The organism is Nitrosomonas sp. Is79A3, from assembly GCF_000219585.1.
Taxonomy (GTDB): Bacteria; Pseudomonadota; Gammaproteobacteria; order Burkholderiales; family Nitrosomonadaceae; genus Nitrosomonas.
The window spans coordinates 3,455,779-3,479,015 of record NC_015731.1 but is presented as its reverse complement, the minus strand read 5'-3'; the positions used below and the strand labels follow the sequence as shown (position 1 = coordinate 3,479,015).

The 23,237-nt window shown below is 45.7% G+C and carries 18 protein-coding genes; 12 read left to right on the top strand and 6 right to left on the bottom strand.

The window, feature by feature from the left end; all coding sequences use genetic code 11:
* Positions 1 to 323: 323 nt before the first annotated feature.
* Entirely contained in the window at positions 324 to 4,493 is a 4,170-nt protein-coding gene (locus NIT79A3_RS19205) for an EAL domain-containing protein (RefSeq protein ID WP_013967216.1), read from the top strand.
* 45 nt (positions 4,494 to 4,538) lie between these two features.
* Here NIT79A3_RS19205 and NIT79A3_RS16165 read toward each other — a convergent pair whose 3' ends face one another.
* Entirely contained in the window at positions 4,539 to 5,351 is an 813-nt protein-coding gene (locus tag NIT79A3_RS16165) for a YiiX/YebB-like N1pC/P60 family cysteine hydrolase (RefSeq protein WP_013967215.1), read from the bottom strand.
* Positions 5,352 to 5,521: 170 nt separating this feature from the next.
* On the opposite strand from NIT79A3_RS16165, the gene NIT79A3_RS16160 reads away from it, so the two are divergent.
* Together NIT79A3_RS16160 and NIT79A3_RS16155 are read left to right on the top strand one after the other, a co-directional pair.
* Positions 5,522 to 5,995, top strand: a complete 474-nt coding sequence (locus NIT79A3_RS16160; RefSeq protein ID WP_013967214.1) for a potassium channel family protein — start codon at positions 5,522 to 5,524, stop codon at positions 5,993 to 5,995.
* Between the two features lie 134 nt (positions 5,996 to 6,129).
* On the top strand, positions 6,130 to 7,533 hold the full coding sequence (locus NIT79A3_RS16155; RefSeq protein WP_013967213.1) for a S8 family peptidase: 1,404 nt from the start codon (positions 6,130 to 6,132) through the stop codon (positions 7,531 to 7,533).
* 104 nt (positions 7,534 to 7,637) lie between these two features.
* Here the strand turns inward: NIT79A3_RS16155 and NIT79A3_RS16150 are convergent, their stop codons facing one another.
* The gene (locus NIT79A3_RS16150) at positions 7,638 to 8,687 is read right to left on the bottom strand and encodes a hypothetical protein (protein WP_013967212.1); all 1,050 of its coding nucleotides are present in this window, start codon (positions 8,685 to 8,687) and stop codon (positions 7,638 to 7,640) included.
* Between the two features lie 136 nt (positions 8,688 to 8,823).
* Here NIT79A3_RS16150 and NIT79A3_RS16145 point away from each other — a divergent pair, with 136 nt between their 5' ends.
* Entirely contained in the window at positions 8,824 to 9,000 is a 177-nt protein-coding gene (locus NIT79A3_RS16145) for a hypothetical protein (protein ID WP_156797120.1), read from the top strand.
* A gap of 70 nt (positions 9,001 to 9,070) precedes the next feature.
* On the opposite strand, the gene NIT79A3_RS16140 is transcribed toward NIT79A3_RS16145, so the two are convergent.
* Together NIT79A3_RS16140 and yjgA are read right to left on the bottom strand one after the other, a co-directional pair.
* Positions 9,071 to 9,598, bottom strand: coding sequence for an SHOCT domain-containing protein (locus NIT79A3_RS16140; RefSeq protein ID WP_013967211.1), 528 nt, complete (start codon positions 9,596 to 9,598; stop codon positions 9,071 to 9,073).
* 179 nt (positions 9,599 to 9,777) lie between these two features.
* Positions 9,778 to 10,290 carry a ribosome biogenesis factor YjgA gene (gene yjgA, locus NIT79A3_RS16135; RefSeq protein ID WP_013967210.1) on the bottom strand — a complete coding sequence of 171 codons (513 nt, stop codon included), beginning with the start codon at positions 10,288 to 10,290 and terminating at the stop codon, positions 9,778 to 9,780.
* A 133-nt stretch (positions 10,291 to 10,423) separates the two neighbouring features.
* Between yjgA and pmbA the strand changes: the two genes are divergently transcribed.
* Positions 10,424 to 11,782: a metalloprotease PmbA gene (pmbA, locus tag NIT79A3_RS16130; RefSeq protein WP_013967209.1), complete on the top strand. Its 1,359-nt coding sequence runs from the start codon at positions 10,424 to 10,426 to the stop codon at positions 11,780 to 11,782.
* Positions 11,783 to 11,975: 193 nt separating this feature from the next.
* Here the strand turns inward: pmbA and NIT79A3_RS16125 are convergent, their stop codons facing one another.
* Together NIT79A3_RS16125 and NIT79A3_RS18020 are read right to left on the bottom strand one after the other, a co-directional pair.
* Entirely contained in the window at positions 11,976 to 12,206 is a 231-nt protein-coding gene (locus NIT79A3_RS16125; RefSeq protein WP_013967208.1) for a sulfurtransferase TusA family protein, read from the bottom strand.
* A 42-nt stretch (positions 12,207 to 12,248) separates the two neighbouring features.
* Positions 12,249 to 16,289 (bottom strand): PAS domain S-box protein, encoded by a 4,041-nt coding sequence (locus NIT79A3_RS18020; protein WP_013967207.1) that lies wholly within the window; start codon positions 16,287 to 16,289, stop codon positions 12,249 to 12,251.
* A gap of 863 nt (positions 16,290 to 17,152) precedes the next feature.
* On the opposite strand from NIT79A3_RS18020, the gene NIT79A3_RS16115 reads away from it, so the two are divergent.
* The 7 genes from NIT79A3_RS16115 to NIT79A3_RS16085 all read left to right on the top strand — a co-directional run bounded on the left by NIT79A3_RS16115 (position 17,153) and on the right by NIT79A3_RS16085 (position 23,233).
* Positions 17,153 to 17,836, top strand: coding sequence for a zinc metallopeptidase (locus NIT79A3_RS16115; RefSeq protein ID WP_013967206.1), 684 nt, complete (start codon positions 17,153 to 17,155; stop codon positions 17,834 to 17,836).
* Positions 17,837 to 17,985: 149 nt separating this feature from the next.
* Positions 17,986 to 18,420, top strand: coding sequence for a type II secretion system major pseudopilin GspG (gene gspG, locus NIT79A3_RS16110; protein WP_013967205.1), 435 nt, complete (start codon positions 17,986 to 17,988; stop codon positions 18,418 to 18,420).
* A 9-nt stretch (positions 18,421 to 18,429) separates the two neighbouring features.
* A complete protein-coding gene (locus NIT79A3_RS16105) occupies positions 18,430 to 19,614 on the top strand; it encodes a type II secretion system F family protein (protein ID WP_013967204.1) in 1,185 nt (394 codons plus the stop codon).
* A gap of 35 nt (positions 19,615 to 19,649) precedes the next feature.
* Complete coding sequence (locus NIT79A3_RS16100; RefSeq protein WP_348225777.1) at positions 19,650 to 21,302, top strand: GspE/PulE family protein; 1,653 nt, start codon at positions 19,650 to 19,652, stop codon at positions 21,300 to 21,302.
* A complete protein-coding gene (locus NIT79A3_RS16095; protein WP_013967202.1) occupies positions 21,283 to 22,116 on the top strand; it encodes a hypothetical protein in 834 nt (277 codons plus the stop codon). Before NIT79A3_RS16100 ends, NIT79A3_RS16095 begins: the two co-directional genes overlap by 20 nt.
* Positions 22,104 to 22,655 carry a PilN domain-containing protein gene (locus NIT79A3_RS16090; protein WP_013967201.1) on the top strand — a complete coding sequence of 184 codons (552 nt, stop codon included), beginning with the start codon at positions 22,104 to 22,106 and terminating at the stop codon, positions 22,653 to 22,655. Before NIT79A3_RS16095 ends, NIT79A3_RS16090 begins: the two co-directional genes overlap by 13 nt.
* On the top strand, positions 22,652 to 23,233 hold the full coding sequence (locus NIT79A3_RS16085) for a hypothetical protein (protein ID WP_348225661.1): 582 nt from the start codon (positions 22,652 to 22,654) through the stop codon (positions 23,231 to 23,233). Before NIT79A3_RS16090 ends, NIT79A3_RS16085 begins: the two co-directional genes overlap by 4 nt.
* Positions 23,234 to 23,237 lie beyond the last annotated feature (4 nt).

Here is a 23,237-nt window from a genome sequence, read left to right as displayed (position 1 = left end):
TGCCGGGTTTCTGTTCTATCAACAGCATCAATCTTACATTGAAGCCATTTGATACTGCACTGGCCATGGTTTCACATCACTCCAAATTCAGATTTATCCTGCTAATTTATCTAAATGTAAATTCTGTTCGTGTCGTTCAACAATAAATGATTACTGGCATTATCAGCCGCGCTCATGCTTTTCTCTTGAGCCTGTATGAAGATAACTGACAGGCTCCTGGGAGTTCCTGAATAAGTAAGATAAAAAACAATAAAATCAATCAATAACCTCCGATATCCAGATGCAGTGCTAAAATTAATAGGTTTAACAAGCCCTCGTTTTCTATGAAACAACACCTAAAAGAATCAGCGGTCCTTCTCGTAGCACGGATTCTGCTACTGGCAATAGCTTATTTCGCCGGAGGAAGGCTTGGGTTAAGCATACCTTATGTGGATTCCAGCATCACTTTGTTCTGGCCGCCGTCTGGGATAGCGTTGGCGGCACTTTTGGTATGGAGACTCACGTGCTGGCCCGGTATCTTTCTGGGCGCGCTTGCTATAAACCTGACTGTCGGTGATCTGACGCTACCGGCTGCTATGGGAATTTCTTTCGGTAATACCGTAGGCCCGGTATTGGGAGCTTTGCTACTCAAACGAACGGTCGGATTCCAGAACAGCTTCATGCGCGGATGTGATGTGACAGCCTTCTTGCTAATCGGGCCAGGTAGCATGCTATTGTCCGCAAGTGGTGGTGTCTTTTCGTTGTATACCGGCGGGAAGCTGCCGGCTGATTTGATATCCCAGGCTTGGTTAGGCTGGTGGCTTGGCGACACTGTGGGAGTTTTGGTTTTTACTCCACTGCTTCTGTTCTTTAGAACTTATCAAATGACTCCCAAATTCCACTTTCCACAGATTAAGTTGGAGTTTATTTTAGCCATGGGGGGATGTCTTTCCTTAGCATGGCTGGTATTCGGTGGTATTCCGGAGATTGGTCAACTCAAGTTGTCGCTTGCTTTCCTGGTGTTCCCTCCTTTGCTATGGGTAGGTTTACGCTTCAATGCTTTAGGGGCTTTTACTGCAGTCATGGCGATTACCTCGATGGCTGTGATAGGAACCGCTAAAGGTTTAGGTCCTTTTTCCAGAGGAAATCCTCAGCTCGATCAATTGATCTTGTGCATTTTTGTGGCGACTACGACGCTTATTGCCTTCATGATGATTGGCATCCAGGCCAGCCGGCGTCAAGCTGAGCAAAACTTGCGTGATAGTGAGTCGCGCCTACGCTTGGCGCTGATGGCGGCAGATCAAGGTCTCTATGACCTCAATGTGCAGACAGGGGAGGCAATCGTAAGTCCAGAATACGCCCGCATGCTAGGTTATGATCCGCTCTCTTTTATAGAAACCAATGCCAGCTGGCGTGATCGTATGCATCCCGAAGATCGTGAATCTGTTTATCAGATTTACACAGACTATATCAGCGGATTACGTAAAGACTATCAGGTGGAGTTCCGGCAACTCACCCGGCAAGGCGAATGGAAATGGATACTTTCCTTAGGTAAAGTGGTTGAGTGGGATCACCAAGGCCACCCGCTACGAATGTTGGGTACACACACCGACATCAGCGAGCGAAAAGCGAAGGAGCTTATTCTACAGCAAAGTGAAGAAGCCCTTCTGCGCGCGCAAGCGTTAGCTAAACTTGGAAGCTGGCACCTCAATTTAGAAAGCAATATGCTGACATGGTCTACAGAAACATTCCAGATTTTTGGCATTGAAGACAACACACCGCTTACTTATGAAGGTTTCCTGGCATGCGTTGTACCAGAGGATCGAGAGCGAGTTGATTTTGCCTGGCAAGCAGCCTTAACAGGCGCGACATACGATATCGAACATCGAATCAATGTGAAAGGACAAATAAAATGGGTGAGGGAACGCGCTGAGATTACGGTCAATGGTACCGGCAGACTAGTTGAAGTATTGGGAACTGTAGAAGATATCAGCGAGCATAAACGAGCAGAAGAAGAAATTAATCAGGCAAAAAATTTATTACGTACTGTTATTGATGCCACCCCGGATTGGATTTTTGTAAAAGACAGACAGCATCGTTTTGTATTGGTAAACCAAGCCTTCGCGAACAGCCAAGGACTGGAGCCGGCAGCAATGCTCGGCAGACCGGATACGGATTTCTGGCCAGAAAATCGATGTTATGGCAATCCAGCTGAAAATATCCGAGGATTTCATACGGATGACGACGAGGTATTTGCTGGCAAAAGAATCCATAATCCTGTTGATCAGGTGACGCTTGCGGATGGCCAGTTGCGCTGGTTTGATATCATAAAATTACCGTTATGCAACGATGTGAACGGTGAAATCATCAGCGTCATAGGGTATGCGCACGACATTACAGAGCGCTTGAGTATCGAATCGAAGTACCGGTCACTGATCGAACAAATCCCGGCTGTGACCTACACCGCTGCCATTAATGCTGATTTCCATACCATTTACGTTAGCCCGCAGCTCGAATCACAACTTGGCTATAGTGTGAAAGAATGGCTTGATAATCCGCAACTCTGGATCAAACAGATACATCCTGATGATAGAGAGCGCGTTATGTCTGGTTTGTCGATCAGCCTGATGACGGGAGCGCCTTATCATTCAGAATATCGTATCTATAAAAAAGGCGGCAGCATTGCCTGGGTCCGGGATGATGCAGTTTGGCTGAAAGATACAGATGGGAAACCTAAGCTGCTACAAGGTGTGATGTTTGATATTACGTACCAAAGACAAGCGGAGGAAGAATTAGGATCAGCCTTAGAAGAATTACAGGTTTCCGAGAAACATCAGCGCGAATTGCGCACCCTGGCAGAGCGAGAACAAAGCCGCATGGGCGCATTACTTTCTGCCATGAGCATTGGTATTTTATTCGAAGACAATGAACGGCAAGTAGAATATGTTAATCCAGCATTTTTGCGCATGTGGGGGATTAATGAACATGAAAATTTATTGCATACGCCCACTAAAGCTGTACTTGAGCGTGCCGTCGAGCGCTTTGTGCAGCCTATCCTTGCCTCCAAGCAAGTGCTGAATGTGCTGGATACGCATGAAATTAGTGAACGGTTTGAACTTGAACTGAATGACGAGCGGATACTTACTCAGTCATCCTACCCGGTAAACGATATTAAATGCCTAATTATTGGGCGGTTGTGGATTTATGAAGATATTACGCAACAGCGTCAAACTGCCCAACAGCTTCTCTATCTGGCTGAGCGCGATCCATTGACCGGTTTGTATAACCGCCATCGCTTTCAGGAGGAGCTGGATAATCTGATTGCAACATCTTTACGCAGTCATCATAAATTTGCACTGATCTATTTTGATTTGGATGATTTTAAATACATTAACGATACATTTGGGCACAAAGCTGGTGATACGGTACTGGTGCGAACTGCTGGGGAAATTTCCAGTATTGTTCGGCATATCGAAGTATTTGCCCGCTTAGGCGGGGATGAGTTCGCCATCCTGAGCCTTATACAGCCGACTGATGATATCGGCATACTGCCCGCTCGTATTGTGACGTCTATTGCAGCTATTCCGCTACATTTCGGTGGAACTAACATTCGGCTGACTACGAGTGTTGGTGTGGCCGTTTTTCCTGAACACGGCGAAACAGCAGAGGACTTAGTTGCTCATGCAGATACCGCCATGTATCAGGCCAAGAATCAGGGCAAGAATACCTGGGCAATCTACGATGCTACTCGTGACTCTTCTGAAGTCATGATGCATAGGCTGACTTGGTATAACCGGATTGCTCAGGCACTTGAGCAAGATCTGTTTCAAATTCATTTCCAGGGTGTATACGAAACTGCGCACAATAGATTGATTCATCTAGAAATACTCGTCAGAATGCGGGATACGAATGAACCGGATAATTTGATTATGCCCGGTCAATTTATCCCTATCGCAGAAAAAAACGGGCAGATTGTCAACATTGATCGATGGGTTATCAAGCGCAGCATCGAGCTACTGAATCAGCATCCGGATATACCGCCGGTGGCAATTAACATTTCCGGGCGTACGTTTGACGATCCGGCTATTCCCAATTTTATTCGTAGCTTGCTTAGCGAATTCAATGTGAATCCGGAACGCCTTATTATTGAGTTGACAGAAACCGCAGCGGTATCAGATATCCAAGATGCCCAGCGTTTTATCGAGGCAGTTCATCAAGCTGGTTGCCGTGTTTGCTTGGATGATTTTGGCAGCGGATTCTCGACTTTTGGCTATCTAAAATATTTAGGAGTTGAAATTCTCAAGATAGATGGGCTATTTATCCGTGATCTTCCCAATAACCGGGATAATCAGATTTTTGTCAAAGCCATGGTAGAAGTCGCGCGTGGACTTGGCAAGATAACTGTTGCCGAATTCGTTGAAGATGCAGCCACGCTTGAAATGGTAAAGAACCTGGGTATCGATCTTGCGCAAGGTTATTACTTTGGGCGCCCGGGAGCAGATATTCCCAGTTAAATCATGCGATAAGATGTAAAAAAATAATTAAGGTTATCAAAATAACTAATCTGCGTTTATTTCCGTTGACTTGCATGGAATCTTCTTTAAATCGTGTGTGGTGTCACTCCAGGGTAGTGACCGGTAGTCAAAGCCATTTTCGATTGCTGGTTTTATAATGTCGAAGAAGGGTGATATGTCGAAATCGCGCGGTGTGTACAGACTGTGATGGCGTATGTGGTAGATTTCTGCATAGCAATCTGCGTGCATTGGATTGTCTGACCAAGTGCGCTGAATCTCCGGTAAGATTGGATAGCGCACCGATTCAAACGCTTGTGCGATCAGGGTGGAACAGATAGCGCGTGTCGGATCGCCGCTGCCAAGGGCCAGTAGGCGTCTGCGGAATCTTGTGGGCACCGGCAGAGTGGGTAGAAGATACCGAACGAGATCGAAAATATGCTTGAGGTCATAGTGATGACCGATACGTGCAATTACATAATCGACAACCCGTTTGCGATCCTCGTCGCTCAAACCGACAGGCCGGCAAATCCGGGTGTGCATTTGCGCATAGTGTGCCAATGATATTGCGCGCACGCCTTCTTTCAGATCGGCTTCAATCAATACCTGCGGTAGCTGCCAGGGTGCGCTATGGGGAAGTACATTACCGACATACAGTGCCGCATGCGACCAGGTGGATTGCGTAAGATATTTGATAGCGACACTGATACGGGTATTTCCTTCAACCAATAGAACATCTCCGGGTTGCAAAGCTGTTGCGAGTTTTTCCTGACTGATCGTGGCAACCTGGGTGCTTTGCCGCACTGGCTTGGTTAGGAATCGTGCCAGACCACGGCCGACAAATTCAGTTACCTGGCCCATAAATTTTTCCTTATGACTATAAGTATTGGTTTGAAACCGTTATTCCCATGGTTATGTAAGGTAATACTGAAGCACATAGAATAATTAAAATAGGCAAAATTTTATGTAATGACAGTAACTTCTATTATATGTGTCTACAATGCGTTTTGTGATTGATAATTTACCTGTTAATGATGAATGAAAATACTTCCTACGTGATGGCATTAGCAATCTCCATTACTATCGTGACAGTCTGCGTAGTATTACATTACGAGGCATTGCGTTTCTTAAGCCGTGCGGTGGGCATACATATGCATAAGCGGATTGGGGTGCTGGTGGTGATGCTAGGATTGCTGGTGGCGCATGTGCTGGAAATTCTTATATTTGCTTCGGGTTACATAGTTATGCAGCATGGCATTGGATTGGGGCATATCACCGGGATGACCGAAGATAATTTATTTGATTTTATTTATTTTTCATCCGTTGTTTATACGACAGTCGGATTTGGCGACTTATTACCGGTTGGAGCCATCCGGATATTAACTGCTGCTGAAGGTTTGGCAGGATTAGCCATGATTACTTGGTCGGCTTCTTTTACGTTCCTGGCGATGCAGCGTCTATGGCCGCATCTATTGACACAATCGGAACGCAATTCCAAAGACTAACAAATGAGGTTTTTTTCTTGAAACCTGCTCGCATGTAAAGTAAAAGGAGTTATTAAAACAACGCATAGCCCTGACGTTCTTAGAAAATGAAGGGTTTTTTTGATTTTGCAGTGTTTAATCTTTAGGAGGCTTGCATGAAGCGTGTGCTTACAGTTGTATTATCTGCTTTAATTTTCTTTCCATTACTATCTTCTGTGCAAGCAAAGGAAAATGAAAGCAATAGTCTTACGGTTACTTCGAATCAACCTAATTTTGTTCCAGGCGAGCTTTTAGTACAGTTTCGTGCTCACAGTGTGGATGAAGATGAGAATAGAGTGCTTGGGAAGATTAAAGGGGAAGTTTTGGAGAGAATCAGAACGCACTTGATGATCTCTGAAGGGCGTGGAAATTTGCTAAGAATTCGTTTTCAACCGGATTTATCACAGCATGTGGCAATCAGATTGCTAAAAGATGATTCTGTCGTTGAATTTGCAGAACCCAATTGGATTTACACACACCAGGCAACTTCAAATGACACGTATTACACCAATGGCTCGCTATGGGGCATGTATGGCGATGATGCTACCACGCCGGTAAATGGCTTCGGCAGCCAAGCGGATGAGGCTTGGGCGGCAGGATGTACGGGAAGTAATAGCGTTTACGTTGGCATTATCGACGAAGGGATTCAATTTAACCACCCTGATTTAATCGCAAATGTATGGACAAACAGTTTTGATCCTGTCGATGGCATCGACAATGATGGAAATGGAAAGATCGATGATATTCATGGCTGGGATTTCGCTGGCAATAATAAGTCAATTTATGACGGTGGTTTGCAAGGGATTGTTGACAGTCATGCTACACACGTTGCCGGCACAATTGCAGGGAAAGGCGGTAACAATAAAGGTGTCGCAGGGGTCAACTGGAATACCACCTATATATCCGCTAAATTCCTGGGTCAGAATGGCGGAACAACTGCCAATGCGATTAAATCGGTAGACTACATAACTGATTTAAAGACTCGCCATGGATTAAATATTATTGCTACGAATAATTCCTGGGGAGGCGGCGGATTCTCGCAAGCCTTACTGGATGCGATTAACCGAGGAGGAGATGCGGGAATCCTGTTCATTGCCGCAGCAAGTAATGGCGGCGCGGATGGTGTGGGCGATAATAACGATACTACGCCAAATTATCCCTCGAACTACCAATGTACCTCGAATGGTAAAGATTACGACTGTGTGATTGCTGTTGCAGCCATTGCCAGTGATGGTTCTAGAGCTTCCTTTTCAAATTATGGCGCGACAACCGTGGATCTCGGAGCTCCCGGATCTGGAATTTGGTCTGCTGTTCCTTACAATAAATATTCCTCATTCAGCGGAACGTCGATGGCCACCCCGCACGTAACGGGTGCGGCGGCGCTTTATGCTTCAAGAAATCCCGGCGCAACCGCGGCGCAGATTAAAGCGGCCATCTTAGATAAAACCATTCCGACGGCTTCACTTTCTGGCAAAACACTAACCGGGGGAAGACTCAATGTGGGGGAATTCTGTCAATAGAATCATTGTGTAAAGACATGCTGTATTAACAAATTAAAACTTGGATGGATGGTTTCTTGTGGTGCACAAAAACCATCCATCCATCCAAGTTTGATTTATGCGGCTTATTTCAGATTACTCATTTCCTGATTCAATTTGCCTTTACATTGTTCTACCTTGCCGCCCAAATCTAGCAATCCCGCAGTTCGCATGCATTCGTTATATTCAAATAAAACGTCATTCTTTTTCTGAGCGATTTCTAACGAAGCAGATAATTGCTTAACTTGCTGGGCAATATTCTTTAAATTGATATCCGAAATTGTGACGCCAATCCCATCAATACTTTGTTTGGTTTCATCCAGTTTCTTCAATGATTCTTGATTGATTTTTTTGGCTTGCTCGGCGAAAGCCTGATTGGCTTTGCCGGAGTAATTTTTTAATTCATCAACGTTTTGTTGGGTAATGCCAGCCAATTTTTCTTGATAGTTATTGAGTTCACCTTGAACAAAAGTATTGATACCTTCTTTGAAACCATCCAATGAGCTGTCAATCTCCTGCTTAAATGCCCGCATTTTCTTTTCGACCAATTGTTTAACGTCATCATCCAGTTTCTTCACAATCGTGTCAGAGATTTTCTCAATAGGAGGCCGTGAGTCGATAATTTCTGTTTTGGTTGCACTCAGGCTGGATTTGATGTCATCGGCGAGCACTTTTTGCTTGCCTTCGATCTGATTGAGCGAATCTTTTTCATTTTCTGCAACCAGCCATGCAATCAGCAGGAGATCTTTTTTCTTCTCCTGATCGAGACCAAGTATCAGTTCATCCAGCATGCTGGTAGCAACTTCTTTATCGGTAACAGCTTTCATGTGGGTTAGGTTGGCGGAATTTAATATGCTCTGCAGGTTGCCATGAATCTCTTTAACATTCGCATCCGCTCTGGCCAAGACAATAGACTGGCGATACAGCTCATACGGCAAATAAACCAATGCCAGGACAGCACACACAACGGAAGCCGCGGTTTTCCATCGTTTGTTTTGAATAAAAAAACTCAACCCAAGAAATACTAAAGCTAAAATGAAAACGGGCATTAAAATTTGCACGATCTCTAGCCAATCTCTTTCTATCAGCGCTTCAATCGAAATAAATTTCAACATTTTGGTAATAAACTCGTTCATCAATGACTCCCCGTACGACGAAAAAATGTAATTAAACGTAACAGCTTTTTTTAGGATACTGATAATTTATCATGGTATCGCCGATTTGATTGTACAAACTTTGGATTTTATTACTGCGTATGGAAGTTGGGTGCAAGTGTCATCATGTAAAAAATTTCACTGGGGGGAATATGCGCATAGCCGCATCGTACTCATATTGGCAGGCGGGCATGAGTGGCAAGCCATCGGGGGTTGTGCCGCAGCGCGTAACCCGCCATTCGCCTATTGTTTTGAACTGCTCTCGGTGGGTTACGCGATGCTTACGCATCACTAACCCACCCTACATTTATGAGGTGTCTTTTTTCATTGAGGCATCTTGCCGCACTTCACTTCATTCACAGCCATTAAAGTTCTGAGACAAGTTTCTTACGCTTTTCTTCATACTCAGCATCAGTAAGTAAGCCGGCGGAATGCGCTTCTTTAAGTTTCTGCATTAGTTCAATTGTGCTTGTTGCCACCTTAGTTATGTTTGCTTTCGAGCGCGCTGAACCTTTGACTTCAGCGATCAACAACTTCAGCTCACTCTTAGCTTCCACAAGCTGCTCTTTTAGGTCGCGCACCAAATCTTGAGCCTCTCTCTTTCCGTCAGCGATCTTGGTTCTTTTTTCGGCAACTTCTTGGGAGATAGATGCATTACTAGTGGCTGCTGCTTGCCTCATTGCTCCCCTAAACTTTGAACCGAGCAGCCCACTAAGGAAGCCTCTACCTGTCCCCTGATTCTTTGCTCGTGCTTCTGCAGCACTTCTTGCCAAAGAAGCGTTGGCGTCAATCCACTGTTGAACTGCGGTCTTAGCTTGATCTAATCGCTCGGTAAGGTAGAGTATCTTATCCTCTAGCACTGCGATTTCAGCGCTCTTATCTTGATCTTTCATCCACAACCTCCTGTTTCTGGGAAGCAATCTCTTGGGGATTGAGTAAAATTAGATGGATTATAAAAAAGCAGAACATTTGCATAAAACCATCTGTCTTCAAGTTAGTGCCTAATTATCAATTCATTAGAATTCTATTTTTATTTTATTCTAATTTTTTTAGGGCATTTTTACACAAGAAATCAAACCGCCGTAATGATTGTCTGCAATTCCTGAAACAATAACCGGAAACTCTTGGGTGGTTTTTCGGCGGCTTTTTCTTTTTGCGCATTGCGGATCAGCAACCTCAGGCGCTGTAAGTCGGCTTGCGGGTATTTCTGCGCAAACTCGGTGAGCGCGTGTTCATCGGCGAGAAGACGTTCGCGCCAGCGTTCGAGCTGATGCAGCCGGGCGGTTTGGTGCACCGATACTTGATGCCAGGAATCGAGCTTTTCTTGGATCGGCAGTGCATCAATTTCGCGCATCAAGCGGCCTATGTATTGCATTTGCCGGCGGCGTGCGCCGTGCTTATTCATGGGCCTAGCAAGGTTGATGGCGTCGACTAAAATTTCCGGCAGATCAAATTCGCTCAATTTCTTTTGATCCAGTTCTACCAGTTGTTCGCCAATTTCCTGCAATGCGTGCATGTCTTTCTTGCGCCGGGTTTTGCTCGGCGTTGCGTCTTGTTCGATATCGTTTTCCGGGGTGTTTTGCACGGTAACCTGTGTAATGCGGTGTCAAGAAGCTGCTATCATAGCGCTTTACAGGAATATTTTCGCCTTTGATTTTTTTAACGATTGAAGCTTTTTATCTAAAATCCAGTTTAAATTCTTTGTCACAACGCTATTTATGAACAATCTACCCGTTTCAGATTCCCGATTCTCTTATCCGCTGAGCACACTGCAACAAATTGCCAAAGATATTTTGGCGCATGCCAAGAAGGGCGGCGCTACTGCCTGCGAAACCAATGTCTCCGATGGCTTTGGCCAAACCGTTACGGTGCGCCAGAATGCGGTTGAAACGATTGAATACAATCGTGATAAAGGACTGTCGGTGACAGTTTATATTGGGCAGAAGCGCGGCCATGCCAGTACCTCCGATTTTTCCCCGCAAGCTATCAGCGATACGGTTACGGCTGCTTTGTCGATCGCCCGCTATACAGCGGACGACGATTGTGCCGGATTGGCGGACGCAGAGCTACTGGCGAAAACATACCCGCACTTGAATTTGTACTACCCTTGGGAATTGACTGTCGAGGGAGCCATCGGCCTGGCAAAAGAGTGCGAGCAAGCAGCGTATGCAGTGGATAAACGCATTACCAATTCCGAGGGTGCAACGATTTCAGTCAGTGAATCGCAATTTATCTATGCGAATAGCCTGGGCTTTATGGGGGGATATCCACTTTCCCGCCACAATATCAGTTGCGCCATGATCGCTGAACAGGGCGACAGCAAACAGCGGGATTACTGGTATAGCGTTGCGCGTGATGCCGCTGATCTGGAGGCAGTGGAAAGTATCGGGAAAAAAGCCGGTATGCGGAGCGCGGCACGCCTGGGCGCAAGAAAAATCGCCACCTGTGAAGTCCCGGTATTGTTTGAAGCGTCAATCGCTTCCGGCTTGATCGGACATTTCGCTTCGGCGGTGAGCGGCGGCAACCTTTACCGGAAATCTTCCTTTTTGCTGGATAGCATCGGGCAGCAGGTTTTTGCACCCGATATACAGATACTTGAATTGCCGCATCTGCACAAAGGGCTGGCCAGCAGTGCATTTGACGATGACGGCGTGGCGACGGTCGAACGTAAAATAGTGGAAAATGGCATCGTACAGGGTTATTTTTTGAGCAGTTATTCGGCCCGGAAACTGGGGCTACGCACGACTGGAAACGCCGGCGGCACGCATAATCTGATTATGCAGAATGCTGCGCCGATGCGTTTTGATGCGCTATTAAAGAAAATGGGTACTGGCTTGCTGGTAACGGAATTAATGGGGCATGGCATCAATGCAGTGACAGGCGATTATTCGCGCGGCGCTTCCGGTTTCTGGGTGGAAAATGGTGCAATCAGTTACCCGGTCGAGGAAATCACCATTGCTGGCAATTTGAAAGACATGTTCCGGGGAATTCTGGCGATTGGTGACGACGTCATAGTGCGCGGATCGAAACAGTGTGGATCAGTTCTGATCGATCGCATGACCATAGCCGGTGGTTGAAAACGTTGCATGGATGGATTGCTTCAACGTCAATCAGTGCGAAGAGCAATTTATTGTTCCGCTTGTATTCCTGCAAGTGCTCATGGGCACTCTCGTGATGATATTTCCGGGGATTATCCAGGTGTTTTGATGACGCTATTTTCAGCCGGTAGAAAAAAGTAAACGGCTGGATTCCTAACGGGAGGATCTACAATTATCTCTTTCTGAGAAGAAAAATAAATTCCTTGTCAGATTCGGATAGCGACAATAATTCATTTCCCGTTTGCTCGGCAAAAACCTGGAAATCAATCACGGAACCCGGATCAGTGGCAACAATTTTCAAGGTTTGTCCGCTGGTCATTCCAGCCAGCGATTGTTTGGTGCGTAAGATGGGCAATGGGCAAACCAAGCCGCGTGCGTCCAGTTCTTTGTCTATTTTCTGCATTTTCCGGTAAAGTAAATTGGCTGGTATCAGATTCTAAAGAGTCTATTTCTGATTGTTGTTATTTTTCTTCTTCAAGAAGCGATAGAGAATCTGGTATAGCTGTTCAGGATCAAATGGCTTAGGCAGGAAGTCGTTCATTCCCGCTTTCATGAATTCATGTTGATCATGCTCTTTCGTGTTAGCGGTGAGAGCAATAATCGGAATATCAGTCAGGTGCAAATCTTGACGAATATGCCGGATTGCTTCTAGTCCCTCCATTTCCGGCATTTGTATATCCATAAAAATTAAATCGAACGGGTGAGAGTCTGATGTCCTGAGCAGATCCAAGCATTCAATGCCGTTTCGCGCAAGACTCACGGTCATCCCCAAATTACTGAGCAACTCAGATATCAGGATTTGATTAACTTCATTGTCTTCGGTAACCAGGATATGCGCACCGGCAAATTGCTTCCGGATAGCGCTGCTCCCTTGTTTCTGATCGGCTTTGCCAGCAGTTTCACTAAAAAGCGCTGCAACTGTATCAAACAGGCCTAATGGCGTGAACGGTTTGATCAGGGCGCTGATCATTCCTTGCGTTTCGTTCCCTTTTGAAAATAGAGAATCCTCTAAATTGCTGGTGATCAGTATAATTTTAGGCCGCCGTGAATCAGGTAGCGCAACTTCAATCGCATGAATGGTCTCGCGATACCCTGGATTGGCCAAATGTGTGGTGAGCAGCAGCAAATCAAACGGTAAGGAATCGGGATCAGCAAGCTGTTCGCTGGCTTCAGCAATGCTGTTGATAGCCACAGCATTCCAGCCTAGAGATTGGACTATTTCCGAAAGCGCTGCACGGGTGGTTGCATGATCGTCAATAATCATGATCTTAAGCGACCGCAGGGTATCGGGGAGGGATATCCATGGCTCCTCGTGAGGATCTGGCCGATGTAGTTTAACCGTGCAATAAAACCGGCTGCCTTTACCATACTGACTTTCGGCCACGATATCGCCGCTCATTTGCTGAGCCAGCCGATGTGAGATGGATAAACCTAAACCGGTACCACCAAAACGTCGTGTAATCGAGCTATCGGCTTGCGAGAAAGCCTTGAAAAGTCCTTCCATCTGTTCACTGGTCATACCAATGCCGCTGTCGGTTACGCTGAAAGCAAGGATGGCCGTTTCAGAGTCTTCGGTGTTCTCAATCGTGATGCGGATAATCACTTCACCTTGGTCGGTGAACTTAATCGCATTGTTAGTGAGGTTGACGAATATCTGACTCAGCCGTAACGGGTCGCCGGTAAAATGCCTGGGGACATCAGGTGCCACATAAATAAGTACATCGATGGCTTTGTCTTTTGCTGCTATTGAGGCCATTGCCGACAGGTTTTCCAGAATACTATTCAGATCGAAGGGAATGTTATCCAATTCGATTTTGTTTGCCTCAATTTTGGAATAATCCAGAATGTCGTTAATGACGCCTAACAGAATATTCGAAGATCCTTCAATGTTGCGCAAATAGGCGTTTTGCTGGGAGTCAAGCGAAGTTTTGCTCAATAGATAAGCCATGCCCAGCACGGCATTCATCGGTGTGCGGATTTCATGTGACATCATGGCTAAGAAACGGGTTTTGGCAATGCTGGCAGCTTCTGCTTGTTGACGTGCTTGTATCAGCATGGTTTCGCGTTCTTTCCGGTCAGTAATGTCCTGATGCGTTCCAAACATCATCAAAGGCTTGCCGTCATTTGTCCAACTTGATACTCTGCCTCGATCAAGAACCCAGATCCAATGCCCTGCTTTGTGATGCATTCGTGCTTCACATTCGTAATAAGGAATCCTTCCGGAAAAATGATCGTTAAGGAGTGCTTCGGATTGCTTTAAGTCATCCGGGTGAGCAAACTTGAGCCAGGTTTCAATGGACGTGGGGGAAAGTTCATCGAGGGTGTAACCGATTATCTCTGCCCAGCGCTGATTGAAAATGACTTCACCGGTTTGCACATTCCATTCCCAGGTGCCGATATGCGTCCCTTCAATGATATTGGATAAGCGCAGGCGCTGGTATTCCAGTTCCTTACTGTGTTGTTTGCGACTGGTAATGTCGCGCGATGAGGCATAAATTAGTTTCTTTCCTGAGATCTCCAGTCTTCTGGCATTGATCTCGACATCGATGATAGTGCCGTCTTTACGCCGGTGTAGCGTTTCAAAAACGCGCGGCGTTATCGAAACTTCACGCACCGCGCTGATCAGTTTTTCTTTCGGAATCATGGCATCCCAGTCCATTACGTTGAGCCGGGCAGTTTCTTCGTAGGAATAACCGAGCATCTTTGCGAATGAGCGGCTAAATTCCACAATATTTCCATCTTCATCCAGAATATGGACGCCATCACTGGCGAGGTCTAGTAAAGCTTCAAATTTCAGTGATACATCTTTTAGTTCCGTAATATCAGTGGCGTAACCATTCCAGATGACGCTTCCGTCATTCTGCTTTTCAGGTTTTGATTGCGCCTGTATCCACTTGAATTTATTTTGCGCAGTAACGATCCGGAACTCAAAGTGCCAATCATGCAGTGTATTTGAAGATTCCTGGATCGACAGCTTCAGTGTTTCAGAATCCTCTGGATGAATGAGTGAAAATATTGGAGAAGCATCTGAGACCACTTTCTCAGGAGGTATGCCAAAAATGTCAATTATTCCTCTGCTGACATAAGGTAAACAACTTCGACCATCGGGAAAGAGTTGGAATTGGTAAATAAATCCAGGAATATTATTGGATAAATCTTCGAGAAATTTATGACTCTTGATGAGCTGGTTTTCCAGATTCTTGCGTAATGTGATATCAATCAGAGTGACCAAATAATTTTTGGGGGATGCCGGAGATTCAAGCGGCGAGGCGGTGGCAATGACACTACGTAGGGAGCCATCTTTACAGCGGATTACGACGTCAATAGGCTCGAAATCCGTATTTTCCCTTGATGCCTTTTCCAGATTCCTGTTCCATGTTTCTGCCACCCATTGGCGATATGCGCTGTCCGGGTAGGCTTTCGGCCACCAATCAGCCAATGTGGGTATATCTTTCAATGTATACCCAAATAGTTGAACAAATGATTTGTTTAAAAAGATGATATTTTGGTGTTCATCATTCACTGCCTTGGGTATAGGGGATGAATCAATGATCGCGTAAAGCTTGGCTTCACTTTTTCGCAATTCTGCTTCAACCTGGCTGCGCTCAGCAAATAGCACACTGACAAACTGTGCTGTGAGCGAGATACCGAGGATAAAGATATTCATGTCGAAAATCTGCGGATTTTCATTCACGACAAAGGGGCCGAATCCGCGTGATGTCTCAAACAATGCCAGTACGGTAATTCCGCTGCAAATAAGGGATACAACGGCTAATCCGCTTTTGATCGCAACCCATAGCAAAAGGGGTACATAGATGACTAGCGCCAGGGCAATGCCGCCGATAGGCGTGTCGCCGAAAACCAGCCAAGTGGCCGGCAGCATCAGAACAATTGGCACGGTCGCGCTTTGAGTGGATAGCAGGATACTTTTGATACGGGCGGACGAGGAAAAGAGAATCAGTAAAAATGGGGTAACCAGGAGTTGCCCCAAGCAGTTTCCAAACCACCAGTATGTCCAGGTTTGTAAGTAGCTCTGTGACTCTTGAATGACGTTAAAGAATAGCAGTGTTGCAGTACCAAAGGTGGCGCTAAATGGCTGGAGAATTAAAAAAATTAAGGTAGCCAGGCGGCTGAAGTCATGTACGCTGCTAAGCGCCGGATCAAGTTTCCAGCGTTTAAACAAGATTGCCCCAATCACTGCTTCGATGCTGTTAATGGCAGAAATAGTCAGGGATGGCAAAAACTCAAGGCCGGTGCTTAAAGCGAGCGCGAGTTGTCCCAAAAAAATACCTGGCCAAACTCTGCGGCCAAATAGAATGATAGCGGCCAGTGCGATACCTTCAGCTACAAAGAAAACTGGGGTGATAATGAAGTGCGAGACGGTAATTAAAAAGCTAATATGACCAAAGGTAAAGTACAAAACAGCTAATGCCAGCAACTGAAATATATACCGACGATAGGAAGCTGGTAGATCGTTACTTGTCATGTCCGGATGGCTTAAAGAAATTGAATATGCAGTTAAAGCCGGTTTGAGTGGATTAATTTGAGTAGTAAAGCATCAAACGTGGAGATTATCACGGCAATGATTAAAACAAAATGTTCGGTGGAGCTCATCGGTATCTGGGTGTTTTTATTTGCGGATAATTTCATATTCTAACCGCATAGCTTATATGCGAGCGCTCAGAATCAATATAGCGGTGCGCTGTTTAATTAGTTTAGCAGGCCGTTGAAAAACTATCTGCGTTGCCGCTGCGGTGTTAAAAACAGACTCAAAATGCTCATTTATTAAGCATAAACTGCGCTTTCTCGCCTGTTTTTGCCTTGCATCGGCTGCCTCGAAAACGTTTTTCAACGGCCTGTTAGACTTGTTGGGATTGTTTTGCTTCTACAAGATTGCTGCTTCTGTGTGATTTAAGGTGTTATCTATATGTTTAATTAATTCTTTATTTTTCAAATGCTGGCTGGATGTCGATGATAGTTACTTTAAAATACTTTTTTATCAAGTTATATCTGAATTCAACAGGTAAAATACGCAATTAAATATATAAATAGTGCCTTTTGATTGATCTGATCGATAAATCGAATGAATGTGTTATGAGTAATCATATAATTTTAGTGCTTTGTAATGGTGTGCTTTTAGGCTTATATTTGGATCGATAAGCAGCATGGCGCGATGTTTTCTTACGATTGATTCAAAAAAGATATTTCCGGACTATATATTTAATAACAGGAAATTTCCTTACGGAACCAATAATTCGAGTTTGTATCTGAATTAACAGTGAAATATTTTCAGGATGCCTAATTTTTTATGCGTTTTCTTGTTGCACTGATGAAGCAGTCGAGTAGATTATGTTTTACTTAGTACTCGTTATTGCGATGACAGCGCTCATTGTCGCGCCGTCTTACTGGGTCAAACATACCCTTAAGAAGTACAGTTACCCTGAAGATCGTTATCCGGGCACTGGCGGAGAGCTGGCGCGTATTTTATTGGATTGGGCAAATTTACAAGCGGTTAAGGTGGAAGTGACGGAACAAGGTGATCATTATGATCCGCTAGAAAAAGCTGTTCGTCTAACGCCGGACAAATTTAACGGCAAATCGTTGACAGCAATTACTGTAGCTGCACATGAAGTGGGGCACGCGATCCAAGACCGGGATGGCTATTTGCCGCTAAGATTACGTACACGATTGATACAAATAGCTGCCCCGGCTGAGAAATTGGGTGCGGCTATTTTGATGATGGCTCCTGTCATTACAGTGATCACCCGGGCACCGGTGGCGGGTGCATTGTTTTTTGCTGGTGGTCTGTTAACGCTGGGTACGGCAACAGTAGTGCATTTGGTTACCCTTCCGATGGAAATGCACGCGAGTTTTGCGCGTGCATTGCCGATGCTGGAGCACGGTAAATACCTGATTCAAGGGGATGAGCCGCATGCACGCAAAATCCTGCGCGCAGCAGCTTGGACGTATGTTTCAGCCTCATTGATGACATTACTCAATATCGGCCGGTGGTGGGCGATTCTTCGACGCTAGCTGTTTTGAGTTTGTAGAATGCCAGCATTTTATGCTACATGCGGTCTTGACCCTGTAATATAGGCGGCTTACCATGTGAATATTCGATGGTAACTATCTATTTACACACAAGTAAAATTATCAGCAATCTCTTAAGTCAAAGGATAAATATGATGCATTTGGTTAAGCGGCAAACAGCAAAAGCGGTACGTGGTTTTACACTTCTTGAGTTGCTCGTTGTGATGGTCATCATTGGTTTACTGGCTGCCTATGTCGGGCCGAAATACTTTTCACAAGTCGGCAAATCGGAAATTAAAATGGCTCAAGCGCAAATCGATGCGTTGGAAAAGGCATTGCATCAATATCGTTTGGATGTGGGAAGCTATCCAGCCACCGAGCAGGGATTAACCGCACTGGTCGCGCGCCCCAATAATGAAGCAAGATGGCAAGGGCCTTATCTTTCAAAATTACCGCCTGCGGACCCCTGGGGGCGCGCCTATGTTTACAAATACCCTGGCGAGCGTGCGGAATTCGATTTACTTTCTTACGGGAAGGATGGGCAACCGGGCGGTGAGGGTGAGGCAGCTGATATAACAAATTGGTAAGACCTGGTAATGCGTTATGAAGTAAAAGCAGTTTTGTCCGGGCAAGGCACCGTGTACCTGGAACTGGAAGCTAACAGCGAGGAGGAGGCTCGTCTTCAGGTTATTGAGCAAGGCGGCATGGTTTTAAGTATCCGGCGAAGCTTTTCAGGTTTCTCGCTGAAATCGAAAAGCCATTTTCCATTAGTGCATTTCAGCCAGGAATTGCTTTCATTACAAACCGCGGGACTCAGTCTGGTAGAAAGTATCGAAACCTTGCTAGAGAAGGAGCAAGACACCGGTAATCGCAAAATTATCCAGAATATCCTTGCAAGACTTTATGAAGGTGTAACCTTCTCGCAAGCGCTGAGTGAGTATCCTCAAGCATTTCCGCCTTTGTATATTGCAACAGTGCGTGCCAGTGAACGAACGGGAGATCTTGCGGAAGCTTTAACACGATTTATTACTTATCAAACACAAATGGATTTTGTACGCAAAAAACTGGTCGGTGCGTCGATATATCCTGTGCTGTTACTGGTTATTGGGTTTTTGGTTTCTATCTTCTTGATGGTATTTGTTGTTCCCAAATTCAGCGCTATTTATGACGATATGGGCAGCGATTTGCCCTGGCTTTCGTTATTGCTGATTAAATGGGGGCATTTTGTCCATGAGCGTGGCTGGGAATTGGCTATTGCAACAGTGATCCTGCTTGCCGTGACAATTTACACAGTAAGCCGGCCAGCCTTTCGCGCCAATGTCATGCGGTTATTGTGGCGCATCCCCGCGATTGGAGAACACATGCGTGTTTATCAGCTGGCGCGTTTTTACAAAACACTGGGTATGTTGTTACGCGGCGGAATTCCCATTACACAAGCACTGGAAATGGTCAGCGGGTTGCTGCAACCCCATTTCCGGCCAAATGTTAAAGCAGCGGCCAAACATATTCGTGAAGGCAAAACGATTTCCAGCGCGATGGAACTCGAGGGGCTAACAACTGCCGTGGGGAATCGTATGCTCCGCGTTGGTGAAAGAACAGGTTTGATGGGAGATATGATGGAGCGAATCGGTAATTTTCACGACGAGGAAATCGCCCGTTGGGTTGAGTGGACAACCAAACTGATTGAGCCGCTACTGATGGCAGTCATCGGCATTGTGATTGGCGGTATTATTATTCTTATGTATATGCCAATATTCGAATTAGCAGGAAGCATCAATTGATTGAAGCGTCGATACCATCCGGGAACAAGCAACCGATTGATATCAATCGCCTGGCTGATGTCCGGCGCAGGGCATTCGAACAAGGCATTTCTGTTATCCAGATTTTGGAAGAAACCGGCGGCTATACACCCGATGAGTTGGTACAGCAGTTAGGGCAACTACTGCATTTGCCGGTGCTGGAAATGAAAGCGATCCATGCCTTAAGTCCGGCATTTGATCGCTTGCCTTTCGCGGAAGCAATCCTGCATGAATGCGTATTATTTCGTCGAGACCAGAACTATTTGCTTGCTGTCAGTAATCCATTTTCAAGCAAATTGCGCGCATGGGCAGAAGAGCGTTTCGATATGGCTGTTGAATGGTATTTGGTGCATCCGGCCGACCTGACTGCTTTTTTTACTCAGCAAGAAAAAACCATGCGTGCCATGGATCAAGTATTACCTTCTACTGAGCTAGACAATATACAAAGCGGCATCGAAGATCTGTCGTTAAAGAGCATCAATGCGGGTACCAGCCAGGTTGTACGGCTGGTACATTCTACGTTGTATGACGCGCACAAATCCCAGGCCAGCGATATTCATCTGGAAATGACAACCGGTGCGCTCTCGATCAAATACCGCATCGATGGTGTATTAACATCCATTGGTGTGATGCAGGGCGCGGACTTGGCTGAGCAAGTCATTTCCCGGATCAAAGTGATGTCGGAATTGGATATCGCTGAGCGCCGGGTGCCGCAAGATGGCCGATTTAAGATTTCTATTCAGGGACGGGAAATTGATTTTCGCGTTTCCATCATGCCGAGTATTTTTGGCGAAGACGCTGTCTTGCGTATTCTTGACCGGCAAGCGCTATCCGATCATATTGAAGGATTGACATTAAACCAGCTGGGTTTTAATCAAGCAGCCATTGCGATTATTCGCCGCCTTAGCTCGGAACCCTATGGAATGTTGCTGGTTACGGGTCCAACCGGCAGTGGTAAGACAACCTCGCTGTATGCGGCGATATCGGAAGTGAATCAGGGCCATGACAAGATCGTTACCATTGAGGATCCGATTGAGTATCAGTTGCCCGGTGTTTTGCAAATACCGGTTAATGAGAAAAAAGGACTGACCTTCGCGCGGGGGCTGCGCTCAATCTTGCGTCATGATCCTGATAAGATAATGGTGGGTGAGATTCGTGACGCTGAAACAGCGCAAATCGCCATACAGGCTGCGCTGACCGGGCATCTTGTATTTACAACGGTTCATGCCAATAATGTGTTTGATGTCATTGGACGCTTTTCCCATATGGGCGTGGATCCTTACAGCTTTGTATCTGCCTTGAACGGGATCGTTGCGCAGAGATTAGTGCGTTTGTTATGTGTACACTGCGCAGTGGATGAACGCCCGGAGGATAAACTGATTGCAGAATCCGGAATTTCCGCCGACGAAGTCAGCCAATTTAAGTTTCGTAGTGGAAAAGGCTGCGGCCAATGCCGGGGAAGCGGGTATCGGGGAAGAAATGCAATTGCCGAGATTCTGATTTTGAATGATGAAATCCGCGAACTGATTGTTGCACAAGAGCCGATACGGCGTATCAAAGAAGCGGCCCGAAACAATGGCACGCGTTTTCTCAGAGAAGGCGCTTTAGATATGGTCAAGCAAGGATTAACCAGTTTAGAGGAGGCAAACCGTGTCACAATTGTGGCGTGATCAGATTCAAGTTTTCCTGGCACCTGAGCGGGTGGACCTGGTTCGTACAGCTCGGGGCTTTAAGCCAGTACAATCCGCTAAAGTGACAGTATTATGCGAGCGTGTTCAAGGCGTGCCTGCTTGGGAATCCGCCTTGCGCCAATTGGAACAAAAACTGGGGGATGCGGCGGGTGCTGGGTTGTCGATGACTCTGTCAAATCACTTTGTTCGCTATGTTGCGCTGCCGCCGCAGGCAGAAATAACCTCACCGGAGGAAGTGATGTCCTATGCCATTTTTCGTATGCGCGAAGTTTATGCCGAGCGTGCTGATTCTTGGATACTCAGTGTCAGCGAGTGGAGTCCGGTGAATGGCGCTGTTTGCGCGGCAATACCTCGTGAATTGATGGCACGGGTGGAAGAGATGGCCGCACGTTATCAATTTAAACTGAAAGAAATTGAACCTTATTTGGCATCCGCTTATGATCGGTGGCAAAAGCTGTTGCGTGGCGACAAAATATACTTTGTTGTAATAGAAACTGGGCGAATTTGTGTTGCCCTATTGATAGACGGAACTTGGTACAGCATACGTAATCAGCGAATCCTGCAGAATGTGGCGGATGAGCTTCTCGCTGCACTGGATCAGGAAGCGGTATTGTCTGGAAATAAAGAAACTGTTGAGGTGGTTCACTTGTTTGCGCCGGAACATCCGGATTTAACACTGCCTGAGAACTGTGGATGGCGTATTGTGCCGATACAAACCGGGCAAATACCTGCACTGGCCCATTATCCATCTGTACCGGCCGATTATGCCGGGATAAATCAATGCCTCGCTTAAGATTAAAATTTCCTGATCATGGGCAATCCGTTCCGCATATTGATTATTCAATACTATTCATTGGATTGTTGGTTCTTGCCGGTGTGCTTTTGCAATTCCAGCAAATCACGGAAGAAGTGAATTACTGGACTAATCGCGTCGAGCACCTGGAAAAACAACAGCAACAAAAAAAGACTGCGCCACGTACTCGTGGAACACCGCGGGTCAAAGAATTTAGTCAGGAAATTCGCAAAGAAATCATCCAAGCCAATGCGGTTTTGGATCAAATTAATTTACCCTGGGAAGCATTATTTGATTCAATCGAAAATGCGGCTACTGAAGAAATTGCGTTATTATCATTGCAACCGACCGTGTCTAGCCGGACATTACGTATCAGCGGTGAAGCTAAGAATATGTCCGAGTTACTCGATTTTGTAGAAGCATTGGAACGTGAATTGACTCTTGAAAATGTACATTTGTTAAATTACAAGATAAAACAAGATAATCCATATCGTCCGATTGTTTTTCTTCTGACTGCAGCATGGATTCAGGCCTCTTGAAAACTGAAACACTCCAAACACAATTAAATCAACTGGCGTTGCTACTGCGCTGGCAGGTAGGCCGCCTTGGTAATATTGGGAAGATCGGTCTAGGCTTAATTGTGGCTAGCGGCATCTATTTCTTCTCGGCGGTTTTGCCGCAAGAATCAACTCTGCTGAAGCTGAAAGAACGCGCTGATTTACTTCAGATGCAGGCATTATCAAAACAAATGCCCGGCGAAATGGAATCTGGAAAACAAATGAGCGGTGAACAAGCGTTGCAAGCGTTTTATGAGTTTTTCCCGCGTATTGATTCATCACCATTTTGGATTCGTGAATTGGTGCAACTGGCCAAGAAACAAGGGGTGGAACTCAGTAGCAGTGAATATCGCCTGGTTAATGAAAACGATGCACGTTTAGCCCGGTATGAGATGATATTGCCGGTAAAAGGCGGATATTCTCAAATACGCGCTTTTATGGCTGATGCGCTTGAGGCTGTTCCTGCCATGGCAATTTCCGCTATCGCCATTAAACGTGAGAACGCCACCTCTGAAAAACTTGAAGCGCGCCTTGAAATTAATCTTTACTTGAATAAATAATCAA